We start from the raw sequence: 12,339 nt of genomic DNA on the forward strand, positions 1-12,339 counted from the left end.
CGAACGATCCGGGCGGACGGGCGGGTTCTCGGGCCTACCGGCAGGGCCCCGGTCGGGGTTCAGCCGAACGACCCCGCATACGTCGAATCGCCACACCTACACAGATCTACCCACGTCGCCACGCAACACAGGATTGGTTGATCCGGCCGATGCGGACGTAGCTGCCTGGCACGGACCCTTACCCCGTAGCCACGGAGGACGCAGAAGGGCAGCGCGATATGAGAACGACAGCATTCGACGTCACCGGTCTCGAAGGCGGCCACATCAGCCTGACCTCGACCGAGCTCGAACAGCTCAGCTCCAGGATCGACGGTCCGCTGCTCACGGCCGGCGACGCGGGCTGGGACGAGGCGACCGTGCTCTGGAACGCCACGGTCACCAAGAAACCAGCCCTTGTCGTGCAGCCGACATCGGCACGGGACGTCGCCGCGTCCGTCCGGTTCGCCGCTGAGCACGGTCTCCTGCTGAGCGTCAAGGGCGGCGGCCACAACATCGCGGGCACCGCGATCGCCGAGGGCGGGCTCACCCTGGACATGTCCCGGATGCGCGACGTCACCGTCGACGCCACCTCCCGGCTCGCGCACGTGGGTCCGGGTTGCCTGCTGCAGGACGTCGACAGGGCCACCCAGGAACACGGGCTCGCGACGGTACTCGGGTTCGTGTCCGAGACCGGCGTCGCCGGCCTGACCCTCGGCGGCGGCTTCGGTTACCTGACGCGCCGGTTCGGCTGGGCAGCAGACAACCTCGAGGAGGTCGAGATCGTCACCGCGGACGGGAAGCTCCGGACCGCCTGCCGGGCGGAGCACTCCGATCTGTTCTGGGCGATCCGCGGCGGTGGCGGCAACTTCGGCGTCGTCACGCGCTTCACGTTCCGGCTGCACGAAGTCGGACCCATCGTGACCGGAGGCCTGATCGCCTGGAGCGCCGACCGCGCCGACGAGGTGCTCGCTACCTACCGCGAACTCACCGCGTCGGCGCCGCGCGAGCTGACGGCGGTGGCGATGATCCGGCTCGCCCCACCAGCGCCGTTCGTCCCTGAGGAATGGCATTTCAAGCCCGTCGTCGGGTTGCTCCTCTGCCACAGCGGCCCGACCGCCGAGGCCGATCTCGCACCTGTTCGCGCCCTCGGGGACCCGATCTTCGACCTGGTCGGCGAGAAGCCGTACGTGGTCCAGCAGTCGATGATCGACAACATGGAGCCCAAGGGCCTGCACCAGTACTGGAAGACCGAGTTCCTGCCCGAGCTGTCCAGCGAGTACCTCGCCACGTTCCGGGACGCCGCGCTGGCAGTCGCCTCACCCCTGTCGTTCTCCGTCATCTTCCATCTCGCGGGTGCGCTGAACGAACGCGACGAGGGGGCGGTCGGCAACCGGGACGCGCGGTTCATCAGCGGGTTCTCCGGCGTGTGGTCACCGCAGGCGAGCGGCGGCGGGATCGTCGCAGCGGTCCGCGAGGGATGGCAGAAGATCCGGCCGTTCTCCACCGGCGGGAACTACGTCAACTTCCAGATGGCCGAGGACGACACCACCAGGACCGCGTGCGCCTACCGAACCACCTTCGAGCGCCTGCAGCAGGTCAAGGCCCACTACGACCCGGACAATGTCTTCCGCGTCAACCGCAACATCCCGCCGCACCGGTAACCGCCTGCTCGACAAGGAGCACCGTGCGGTACGGCAACGCAACGGTCGTGCGGCGAACGACCAGCGACGCCGTCCCGTGGGCGTGCGCGTTCAGCGGCCCGACAACTCGGCGCACGTCGTGATCGCGAAGTCGACGACGTCGTCTCGGTCCATCAGCCTGCCGCGCCGCAGCGCGGCCTCGGACCGCTGCTCTGTCAGGCGTGCCCCAGCCGTGGCGAGGGCCTTGCTCAGCCGGTCGGACTCCATCCCGAAGCTCGGTTTGGCCGTTTCCTGCGCCTCCGCCCCCGCGATGACCAGCGCCGGTTCGTCGGCGCCCAGCCGCACGAGCAGCTCGGCAAGGTTGCGCAGGGTGGTCCACTGCTGGGTCCGGTGCCCGCTGCGGCGCCAGTGCCGGAGCAGGTCCGCGTAGGCGGGTACGGCGCGCGCGGGCTCACCGTGGCGGCCCCGCAGGCTGGCCGCCGTGAGCCGCGCGACCCCCTCGACGAACCATGCCTGGCAGTCGCGTGCGAGCTCGGCGGCCTCCTCGACCAGAGCCACAGCTTCCCAGGGCGCTGTCTCGGCGCGGCACTCGCCTTGCGTGTACCGCGCGAAGGCTTGCGCCGTGTGACCGGCCCGGGTGGCTGCGCGGCCCGCGGCGTCCGCCTCCCGCACCGCGTCGATGGCACGTCCCATGCAGGCCAGCACGATGGCGACGCTGGTACGTCCCAGCGTCTCCCCGTCGGGGTCACCGCTGAGCGATGACAGCCGGACGACCTCGCCGAAGGCGGCCTCGGCCTCGGACAGTCGCCCCTCGAAGAAGACCGCGTCGCCGAGCGCCTCGTAGACGAGCGTGCGTGCCGGGTCATCGGGTCCCGCGCCGAGCCCGGCACCGCGGGTGGCGAGCCGCCGGGCTCGCTCGAGATCGCCCCGCATCCACGCGGCCGCTGCCGCGGCCGCGTGCATCTGCGGAGCCGTGGGTTCCTTGTCGGCCCCCTCCATCGTCAACGCCTCGTCGGCCCACACGCCGAGCTCGGCGACCGTCCGCCAGTACGAGTACCGGTACAGCGCCGCGACGAGCCTGCCGAGCAGCGCGACGTCGCCGGTCTCCCAGGCTCGGCGCCGCACCTCGCGCAGGTCGTCGAGTGAGGCATCCAGCCTGCGCCGCCCCTCGTCCGTCATCGGCGGACCCGCTGCTCGTTCCGCGTACCCGGTCAGCACCGCCGCGTGCCGGTGAGGGTCGCCTCGAGCGCACCGTGGCCGGCCAGCCGTTCGCGGGCGAACCGCCGCACCGGCCGCAGCATCCGGTACCGGTGATCTCCTCCTGCCGGTTCGGCGGCGTGACCGAGCAGTGAGCGTTCCACGAGTGCCGCGACCTGCTCCACGGTCACCGTCCTGCTCTGCGCGTCTGCGCCGCACACGGCGTGGGCCTGGTCCAGGGTGAACCCGCCCGCGAACACGCTGAGCCGCTCGAACAGACGCTGCTCATCCCCGTCGAGCAGCTGGTAGGACCATTCCACGACGGCGCCGAGGGTGCGGTGGCGTCCCGGCTCGCTGCGGCGGTAACCGACGGTGGCCGACGCGCCGTCCCGCAACGCGGCACACAGGTCCTCGACCGGTAGCGAGGCCGTACGGGCGGCGGCAAGCTCGATCGCCAGCGGCAACCCGTCCAGTTGCAGGCAGATCTCCCGCACCGCGGGCAACCGGTCGGAGAGGTCCCTCCCCCCGGTGACCGACGCCGCGCGGTCGAGGAACAGCCGTACGGAGTCGGCGCCGTCCTCGGCGCCGGTAGCGGCGCGGGTGGACAGCGGCGCGACGGGATACACCTGCTCGCCCTCGATGGCGAGCCGTTCGCGGCTGGTCGCCAGCACCCGCACCCTCGGGCACCGCTGCCGCACCTTGTCGACGACGGACGCGACCGCTTCCAGCAGGTGCTCGCAGTTGTCCAGCACCACAACCAGCGTGCGGGCGGCGAGCGCGCGCAGCAGTGCCGCCCGCGGCGACGGCCCCACGGACACGTCGACACCCGCCGCGGCGCCGAGGACGTGGTCGAGGGCCGCCGGGTCGGACACCGGGGCGAGCTCGACCCACACCACCTCGTGGCGCGCGTCCCGGTGCACGGCGCCTGCGACCTCGGCTGCCACCCGGGTCTTGCCGACGCCCCCCGGACCGGTGAGCGTCACAACGGGATGCCGGTCGAGCGCGGTACGCGCTCCGGCGATCTCGTGCTCGCGCCCTACGAGCGACGTGGTCATGACCGGCACAGCCGGTGCAGCTTCCGTGTTCGGCTCACGTTCCTGCGTCCCGCGCCACGTGGCCGGCCCCGTCGCCGATCCGGTGAGCTCGCCCCGCACGATCCGGTCGTGCACGGCGTCCAGCGAGCCGGACGGGTCCAGCCCGGACTCGTCGGCGAGGCGTTCCCTGTAACGGCGGTAGGTCGCGAGCGCCTCGGCCTGCCGATCCACAGTGGCCAGCGCTCGCATGAGCAGTTCCACGAACCGTTCCCGCAAGGGATGCTCGGTCAGCAGCGCCTCGAACTCCCCGACCACCTCACGCGACTCACCGAGCGCGATACGCGCTTCCGCGCGTTCCTCGATGGCGACCAGCCTGCGCTCCGCGAGCCGCACGGCCTCGCCGCGCGCGATACCTCCCGCGAACTCCGGGTACGCCGTGCCGCGCCACAGCCCGAGCGCCTCGTCCAGCAGCTCCCACGCGACGGCAGGCTGCCCGCGCTGCTCCTGCGCACGCGCCAGCAGCCGCTCGAAGCGCAGCGCATCCACCTGGTCGGGATCGACGAGGATGGCGTAACCGGGGCTGCGGGTGACGAGGCGAACCTCGCTGCCGAGTGCCTCACGCAGCCGCGCCACGTACGTCTGGATCGCGTTGCGCGGGTCCGCAGGCTGGCGGTCCTCCCACAGCGCCGTCGCGAGCGTCTCGACAGGGACCACCTTGCCCGCGTCGACGAGCAGCGCCGCCAGCAGTGCCCGCTGGCGTCTGCTGCCGAGTGCGACCACCGTTCCCTCGCGATCGACCTCCAGCGACCCGAGGACCCGAAACCGCATGACCCGCGCCCGCTTCCCGTGTCCGCCCCGGCCGGGGGTTCCGTCCTGTCTCGCGACCACCGTAGCCCGACAGGTCTGACGTGTACGCCATCTGTAACCGAGCCGCAAGCGCGACCGCGCACCCTGGAGCCGAAACGGCCACGCGAGAGAAAGGGGCACCTGATGACCACCGCGGCTACCAGCACCGGAACCGCAGGCGAGCAACAGGCGACCGACGTCGAGGAACGGCTCGTCGACATACTCAACCATGGGGCGCTGTCGTTGATGCTCTCCGTGGGGCACCGCACCGGCCTGCTCGATGCCATGGCCGAGACCGGCCCCGCAGGCATCGGGGCGCTCGCCGAGCACGCGGGTCTCGACGAGCGCTACGTCACCGAGTGGCTGGGAGCCATGACCGTCGGGGCGATCGTCGAGCACGATCCGGACACCGGCACCTACACACTTCCCGCCGGACACGCCCAGCTGCTGACCCGCGTCTCCGGCGGGGACAACCTCGCCGCGTTCGCCCAGTACATCCCGCTGCTCGGCGGTGTCGAAGACCGCATCGTCGAGTGCTTCCGCCGCGGCGGTGGCGTGGACTACGCCGAGTTCGGCCGCTTCCACGAGGTCATGGAGGAAGACAGCGCCCAGACCGTCCTCTCGGCGCTGTACGACCACATCCTCCCGCTCGTACCGGGACTGACCGAGCGGCTCGCCGAGGGCATCCGCGTCATCGACGTCGGCTGCGGCAGGGGCCGGGCCCTCAACGCGTTGGCGAGCTGGTTCCCGCGCAGCACGTTCGTCGGCTACGACCTCTCCGCGGAGGCGATCGCCTACGCACGCGACACCGCGGCCGAGCGCGGGCTCGGCAACGTCTCCTTCTCCGTGGAGGATGCCGCGCGACTCGCCGAGATCGAAATGCCGGGATCGGCCGATATGGTCACCACCTTCGACGCCGTGCACGACCAGGCCGACCCGGCCGCGGTGGTACGGGGCATCCGCCACGCTCTTGCCGACGACGGTGTCTACCTCGCCCAGGACATCGACGCGAGCAGCACCCATCACGGGGACCGTGAGCACCCGCTCGGGCCACTGCTCTACACGCTGTCGTGCCTGCACTGCATGACGGTGTCCCTGGCGAGGGGCGGCACCGGGCTCGGCGCGATGTGGGGCCGTCAGCGGGCGCGCGAGCTGTTCGAGTCGGCAGGATTCACCGACATCCGGATACGCACCCTCGAGCACGATCCGCAGAACGCCTACTACATCTGCCTGCCGTAGGGGTACGGGACGGTTCGCCCGCGTTCGAGACAGCAACGCTGTGCGCGGCGGGCGTCAGCATGTCCGTCGCTGATCTACGTGTGCTCGCCGGCGCGCACCCGGTACACCGACACCGGGTGATCGACCCCCTTCACACGCTTGCGCGCGGGCTTGGACAGCCACAGCCCCGGCAGCTCCCCCGCGGCCTCGATCGCCTCGTCGCTGGCCAGCACCTGGTTGCCCCTGGCGAGGTCGGTGATCCGCGCGCTGACGTTGACGACGTGGCCGACAAGGTCGTCCCTGGTCACCACCGCGTCACCGGTGTGCACACCTGCCCGCACCTTCAGGTCGGCCGGCCGCTCGTCGACCAGCTCCACCGCGGCCCGCACCGCGTAGCCCGGGTCGGCGAAGGTCAACATCAACCCGTCCCCCAGCCGCTTCACTACACGACCGCCCCAGCGTCGCACGATCGGGCCCACCACCCGGTGATGCTCGTCCAGCAGCGAGCGCGCCGCCTCGTCCCCGTGCGCCGAGGTGTAGCGGGTGAAGCCCTCGATGTCGGTGAACACCACCGTCACGCGCGCCTGCCTGCCTGAGCCCCCGATCGCGGCGCCATCCACCGAGAGCACCTGCAGGGCGTTGAGCCCGAGGCGGGCGAGGGCGGACGGTCGCCGCTCCACCGAGCGCTCGAGGAACCGGCGCATCACCTCCACCGGCGCCACCCTGGAGATGGGGCGCGCCGCCGGGTCCTCCAGCCACTTGTGGTCGATCACGCCCATCTCGAGCGCCTGATCGCGAAACTCCGGGTCCTGCTCGACGAGGTCGGCCAGCCGCACGGCGACGACGGTGTTCAGCGAGGCGATCGTCGAGGGTACGACGGAACCTGCGCGCCGGAACCTGCGCACACGAGCGGGTCGGGACGACCGGAACTTCCGCATGGCTACGACCGTAGCGCGGGACACCCCGCGCCGCGCCACGTCCGGGCAACCCCGTCACGTGGTGATCACCACGTGAGCCGCGCCGAACGGGTCACGATGCCGAACCCGGACGGTACGATGCGGCAAAAGTGTGTGGCACGCCACACCGGGCCCACCGGCGCGACCTGGTACGGCCGCACGGTCGGCGCGCGCCGGTACGAGGCCACGGTCGACGGTGGTCGCGTGCCGGGTCCAGATGCGAAGCAAGCCGGGAGTGCCACATGAACGAGCTGTTGATCGGTGTCGTAGCCTTCGTCGCACTCGTCGTCGCCTGGGTCTACGTTTCCGGCCAACGCAGGAGCCGCCGTGAGCGGGAGCTGGAGGATGCCAAGGCAGAGGCGCGACGCTGGGTCGAGCGGCTCGGCGGCCAGGTCCTCTCGCTGACCGGTACCGACATCGCCTCCCAGCAGGCGATCAGCGACGCCTCCGAGCGCTACACGGCGGCAGGCGCACAGCTCGAGCGGGCGGAGAGCCTGCACCAGGCCGGGCTGGTGACCGACACCGCTGTGGAAGGCCTTTACTACGTGTGCGCGGCGCGTACGGCGATGGGCATGGACCCCGGCCCGACCCTACCCGACGAGGCGGAGCGCGCACGCGCAGGCGCGGTTTCCGAGACACGGGATGTCGAGGTGGAAGGGCACCGCTACGCGGCGGCACCCGGTCCAGGCGAGGACACCCCGCACTACTTCCCCGGCGGCCGCGTCGCGGGCAGGCCGGTACCCGCCGGGTGGTACAGCGAACCGTGGTGGAAACCCGCCCTCACGGCAGGTGCGTGGGGACTGGGATCAATGTTCCTGTTCAGCGCACTGTTCTCCGGGATGGGCGGGATACCCAGCGCGCAGGCGTGGGAGGCAGGCTACGACGCGGACCAGGAAGGCGCGCTCGAGGGCGGCTCCGGAGGCGACTCGGCAGGCGCCGGCACCGGTGACACTGGTGGTGACCCCGGCGGTGGCGAGCTCGGCGGCGGCTCCGGATTCGACATCGGCGATATCGGTTTCTGACCGGTCGCCCCTCCCGCACGCCGGGCGGCACCCGGTACCGGTCACGCTCCCTGGCAGCGCGGGCACCAGTAGAGCTTGCGCCCGGCCAGCTCGCGCAGCGCCACCTCGCTCCCGCAGACGTGGCACGGTTGGCCCGCCCGTCGGTAGACGTACACCTCGCCGCCGTGCCGGTCGTCCCGCGGTTGCCTGCCGGTCACCTCCGGCATGTGCTCCGGGCGCACCGTGTCGATCCGGCCGGTCCGTACCCCGTGGCGCATCAGCTCCACCAGATCGGTCCACATCCGCTCCCAACGACGCTCGGCGAACTGCTCCCCCGGCGTCGCGGGGTCGATGCCGTGCCGGAACAACAACTCGGCGCGGAAGACGTTGCCGACGCCCGCGAGCACCGACTGGTCCATCAGCAACGCCGCGATCGAGGTGCGGGACCGCGAGATCCGCTTCCAGGCATCGCCGGGGTCGGAGTCCGCACGCAGCGGGTCGGGCCCCAGACCGGCCAGCAGCCGGTCCAGCTCGCCGGGGTCGACGAGCTCACAGCGGATCGGGCCGCGCAGGTCCGTCCAGTGCGTCGGGCCGATGATGCGCATCCGCACCTGGCCGACGGGCTCGCTCTCGGGTCGTTCGGCTTCGCTGAACGTCCCGTACAGCCCGAGGTGCACGTGCACCGAGGCACGCTCGCGGTAGTGATGCACCAGGTGCTTGCCGTAGGCCTCGGCGCGCAGGAACTCCGCTCCGTCCAGCTGTGCTGCCTCGCTCGCGAACCGGCCCTGCGGGCTGGACACCGACACGACCCGGCCACCGAAACGACGGGTGTGCAGCTGCGCGAGCCGATGCAGCGTGTGGCCCTCCGGCATCGGGTCGTGTCAGGACGGATCCGGCAACGCGGGTGCCTGACCGGTGCGCTCGTAGGTCAGCAGCTGCTCCACCCTGCGGGCGTGGCGGGCGTCGTGGTCGATCGGCGTCGCCAGGAAGGACTCCACGATCTCGGTGGCCTCCTCCGTCGAGTGCATCCGCGCACCGATACCGATGAGCTGGGCGTGGTTGTGCCGGCGAGCCAGCTGGGCCGTCTGCACGCTCCACGCGAGACCCGCTCGCGCGCCGGGCACCTTGTTGGCCGCGATCTGCTCACCGTTTCCCGAGCCGCCGATCACGATCCCGGCACTGCCCTCGTCGGCGACGACCCTGCGCGCCGTCTCGATGCAGAACGGGGGGTAGTCGTCGACCTCGTCGTAGACGTGCGGCCCGACGTCGACGACCTCGTGCCCCTGACCCGACAGGTGCCCGGACAGGTGGTTCTTCAGCTCAAAGCCTGCGTGATCGGCTCCCAGATAGACGCGCACGGGCACGAGTCTGCCATCCCGCCCATCGTGACCGGGACACGACCCAGGGGTGTGCTGAACGACGCTTTCAGTCCGTCTGGTGGAGTGAAAGCGTCATTCAGCACAACATGGTGGGGTGCGATGGTGGGTGAGCACGGAGTCTGGCGTGAGGTCGCCGACGGGGTGCTGGTGCGCCGGTACGCCGAGCTGGAACAGGCACTCGGGCTGGTGACCGGCACGCGGCGATGCCTCGTGATCGACACCGGCCGCGACGAGGTGCACGGGGCCGAGCTCGCCGCGGCCGTACGCGAGATCACCACCGTGCCCTGGAACGTGGTGCTCACACACGCCCACTTCGACCACGCCTTCGGCACGGCAGCCTTCACCCCGTGCCCGGTGTGGGCCCACGCGCGATGCGGCGCCGCCCTCACCGGGACCGCCGAAGCGCAACGGGCCGAATGGACGCGGCACTACCGGCACGAGGCCAAACACGCTTTCGCCGAGGCCCTGCAGCGCGCACGGCTGGAGCTGCCCACCGAGACGTTCACCCGCGGCGCCACCCTCGATCTCGGTGGCCGGCAGGTGAGGCTGCTGCACCCCGGCCGGGGCCATACCGACCACGACGTGGTCATCCACGTGCCGGACAGCGACGTCGTGTTCGCAGGCGACCTCGTCGAGCAGAGCGGGCCTCCGTCGGTGGGCGAGGACTCCCACCCGGCGGACTGGCCTTCCGCGGTGGACGCCGTTCTCGCCCTGCGGCCCCGGATCGTGGTACCCGGGCACGGCGACCCCGTAGGGCCCGAGTTCGTCGCGGCGCAACGCGCGATGCTGGCCCGTGATGCCCGGGACACGTAATACTCGGGGTGTGACCGACCCGACGATGCGCTTCATCGGGCACTCGACCGTGCGCATGGACCTCGGGGGCACCACGGTGCTCACCGACCCGGTACTCACCGCTCGTGTCGGCCCGCTGAGCAGGGTCACGCGGACGCCCGACGCGGCCTCCTACACGGGTGTGGACCTGGTCCTGATCTCCCACCTGCATGCCGATCACCTCCACCTGCCCTCGCTGCGCCTGCTCGGCGAGGACGTGCGGATCGCGGTGCCGCACGGCGCAGGCGCGTGGCTACGCGACCGTGGTTTCCGCCGGGTGGAGGAGCTCGACGTCGGGGGGCAGCTGACCGAGCGGGACGTGCGCGTCACGGCGACCCGCGCCGTGCACTCCGGGCACCGCTGGGGACCGCGGCTCACCCACGGGCCCCAGTCCCCGGCTATCGGGCACATGCTCGAGGCGAACGGGCTGCGGATCTACCTCGCGGGCGACACGGACCTGTTCGACGGGATGTCCTCGCTGGGGCCGGTGGACGTGGCGGCACTGCCGGTATGGGGCTGGGGCCCGTCGCTCGGACCCGGCCACCTGACCCCGCAGGACGCCGCCGTGGCCGTCGGCAGGATCCGCCCTCGCCTCGCTGTGCCGGTGCATTGGGGAACACTCGCCCCGATGGGTCTGCCCCGCGCCCCTGGGCGACCGGGCGCGCGGATGCGGCGGGCGCTTGTCGAGCCGCCTCGCGAGTTCGCCGCCGCGGTACGCCGGGCGCGCACGCCGAGCCGCGTGGTCATCAGCGAGCCGGGCGGGTCGGTGCCGGTACCCGACCCGGGCACCGACCCGCCCCCCGACATCACCGCTGGATGGACTTGACCTCGCAGAACTCCTCGATACCGTACTTGCCGAACTCGCGTCCGGTACCGGACTGCTTGTACCCGCCGAACGGCGCGAGCGGGTTGAACGCGCCGCCGTTGATGTCCACCTGACCGGTACGCATCCGGCGCGCGACCGACAGGGCGCGCTCGTCGGACCCGGAGAACACCGCGCCCGCGAGCCCGTAAACGGTGCTGTTGGCGATCCGGACAGCGTCGTCCTCGTCGGAGTACGGGATCACGCACAGCACGGGGCCGAAGATCTCCTCCTGCGCGACCGTCACATCCGGCCGCACCCCCGCGAACACGGTGGGCCGGACGAAGTACCCGGTGTCGCGGTCATCCGGCCGCTCGGGTCCCCCGAACGCCAGGGTCGCCCCGGACTCCACGCCGGAGCGGATGAACCCGACGACCTTGTCCCGTTGGGTCTCCGAGACCAGCGGTCCGAGCCGGGTCGAGCCGTCGGTGGGATCGCCCGGCTCGTACTTCGCCGCCGCCTCGCACGCCAGCGAGACCGCCTCGTCGTGCAGCGACTCGGGCACGAGCATCCTGGTCCACGCGTTGCAGCTCTGCCCGCCGTTGAGGAACGCGTTCGCCACGCCCAGCTTGACCGCCTTGCCGAGGTCGGCGTCATCGAGCACCACGTTCGCCGACTTGCCGCCCAGCTCCAGAGCCACCCGCTTGATGGTGTCCGCGGCTGCCGCCGACACGGCCCGCCCGCCACGGGTCGAGCCGGTGAACGACACCATGTCCACGTCCTCGTGGCCCGCCAGCGCCGCCCCGACCTCCGGGCCGGTGCCGTGCACGATGTTGACCACACCGGCAGGCACACCCGCTTCGGTCAGCACGTCGACCAGATGCCGGGTGCACAGCGGTGCCACCTCGCTCGGCTTGAGCACCACGGTGCAGCCTGCTGCCAGCGCGGGAGCGATCTTCGCCATGATCTGGTGCAGCGGGTAGTTCCACGGCGTGATCGCGGCGACCACACCGACCGGCTCCCGCTCGACGAGCGAGTTGCCGATCTCCTCGCGGAAGGAGAACTCGCCCGACGAGAGCAGGTCGGCGACCGCCTCCGAGGTTGCGGCAGGCAAGACGGCCTGCACCTTGGTCGCGAAGGTGATCGGCGCCCCCACATCGGCCGTGATGTCGGCCGCGATGGCGTCCCGGCGTGCCGCGATCCCGTTCGAGATCGCGCGCACCACCTCGGCGCGCTCGGCCACCGGCCGCGCGGACCATTCCGGGAACGCGCGACGTGCGGCGGCGACCGCGGAGTCCACCTCGGCCCGCGTCCCTGCCGGGACCGACCCGATCACCTCCTCGCTCGCGGGGTCGAACACATCGATGGACTCGCTGGACTCGTACCGTGTCTGCCCGTCGACGAAATGACCGATCCTGGTGGTCGCTGGCGCCGCCACAGGGCCTCCTCGTGCCTC

General features: G+C 71.5%; 11 protein-coding genes. 5 read left to right on the top strand and 6 right to left on the bottom strand.

The window, feature by feature from the left end:
• The first annotated feature begins 218 nt into the window (after window positions 1-218).
• Window positions 219-1,640: an FAD-binding oxidoreductase gene (locus tag CHB84_RS12380; RefSeq protein ID WP_089301733.1), complete on the top strand. Its 1,422-nt coding sequence runs from the start codon at window positions 219-221 to the stop codon at window positions 1,638-1,640.
• A 90-nt stretch (window positions 1,641-1,730) separates the two neighbouring features.
• Here the strand turns inward: CHB84_RS12380 and CHB84_RS12385 are convergent, their stop codons facing one another.
• Both CHB84_RS12385 and CHB84_RS12390 read right to left on the bottom strand, forming a co-directional pair.
• Complete coding sequence (locus CHB84_RS12385; RefSeq protein ID WP_089301734.1) at window positions 1,731-2,798, bottom strand: hypothetical protein; 1,068 nt, start codon at window positions 2,796-2,798, stop codon at window positions 1,731-1,733.
• A gap of 32 nt (window positions 2,799-2,830) precedes the next feature.
• Window positions 2,831-4,678: an AfsR/SARP family transcriptional regulator gene (locus tag CHB84_RS12390; protein ID WP_176439925.1), complete on the bottom strand. Its 1,848-nt coding sequence runs from the start codon at window positions 4,676-4,678 to the stop codon at window positions 2,831-2,833.
• A gap of 162 nt (window positions 4,679-4,840) precedes the next feature.
• On the opposite strand from CHB84_RS12390, the gene CHB84_RS22385 reads away from it, so the two are divergent.
• Window positions 4,841-5,935, top strand: coding sequence for a class I SAM-dependent methyltransferase (locus tag CHB84_RS22385; protein WP_141134664.1), 1,095 nt, complete (start codon window positions 4,841-4,843; stop codon window positions 5,933-5,935).
• 74 nt (window positions 5,936-6,009) lie between these two features.
• Here the strand turns inward: CHB84_RS22385 and CHB84_RS12395 are convergent, their stop codons facing one another.
• Window positions 6,010-6,852 (bottom strand): adenylate/guanylate cyclase domain-containing protein, encoded by an 843-nt coding sequence (locus tag CHB84_RS12395; protein WP_089301736.1) that lies wholly within the window; start codon window positions 6,850-6,852, stop codon window positions 6,010-6,012.
• A gap of 260 nt (window positions 6,853-7,112) precedes the next feature.
• Here CHB84_RS12395 and CHB84_RS12405 point away from each other — a divergent pair, with 260 nt between their 5' ends.
• Window positions 7,113-7,892, top strand: coding sequence for a hypothetical protein (locus tag CHB84_RS12405; RefSeq protein ID WP_089301738.1), 780 nt, complete (start codon window positions 7,113-7,115; stop codon window positions 7,890-7,892).
• 41 nt (window positions 7,893-7,933) lie between these two features.
• Here CHB84_RS12405 and CHB84_RS12410 read toward each other — a convergent pair whose 3' ends face one another.
• Both CHB84_RS12410 and CHB84_RS12415 read right to left on the bottom strand, forming a co-directional pair.
• The gene (locus CHB84_RS12410; protein ID WP_089301739.1) at window positions 7,934-8,743 is read right to left on the bottom strand and encodes an Fpg/Nei family DNA glycosylase; all 810 of its coding nucleotides are present in this window, start codon (window positions 8,741-8,743) and stop codon (window positions 7,934-7,936) included.
• Window positions 8,744-8,752: 9 nt separating this feature from the next.
• Complete coding sequence (locus CHB84_RS12415) at window positions 8,753-9,229, bottom strand: ribose-5-phosphate isomerase (RefSeq protein WP_089301800.1); 477 nt, start codon at window positions 9,227-9,229, stop codon at window positions 8,753-8,755.
• Window positions 9,230-9,349: 120 nt separating this feature from the next.
• On the opposite strand from CHB84_RS12415, the gene CHB84_RS12420 reads away from it, so the two are divergent.
• Both CHB84_RS12420 and CHB84_RS12425 read left to right on the top strand, forming a co-directional pair.
• Window positions 9,350-10,063, top strand: coding sequence for an MBL fold metallo-hydrolase (locus CHB84_RS12420; RefSeq protein ID WP_089301740.1), 714 nt, complete (start codon window positions 9,350-9,352; stop codon window positions 10,061-10,063).
• A gap of 10 nt (window positions 10,064-10,073) precedes the next feature.
• Complete coding sequence (locus CHB84_RS12425; RefSeq protein ID WP_089301741.1) at window positions 10,074-10,907, top strand: MBL fold metallo-hydrolase; 834 nt, start codon at window positions 10,074-10,076, stop codon at window positions 10,905-10,907.
• On the opposite strand, the gene CHB84_RS12430 is transcribed toward CHB84_RS12425, so the two are convergent.
• Complete coding sequence (locus CHB84_RS12430) at window positions 10,888-12,321, bottom strand: aldehyde dehydrogenase family protein (RefSeq protein WP_089301742.1); 1,434 nt, start codon at window positions 12,319-12,321, stop codon at window positions 10,888-10,890. The genes CHB84_RS12425 and CHB84_RS12430 overlap by 20 nt on opposite strands.
• Between the last annotated feature and the right edge of the window lie 18 nt (window positions 12,322-12,339).

Origin of the sequence: Haloechinothrix alba (genome assembly GCF_900188115.1) — a bacterium.
GTDB lineage: Bacteria > Actinomycetota > Actinomycetes > Mycobacteriales > Pseudonocardiaceae > Haloechinothrix > Haloechinothrix alba.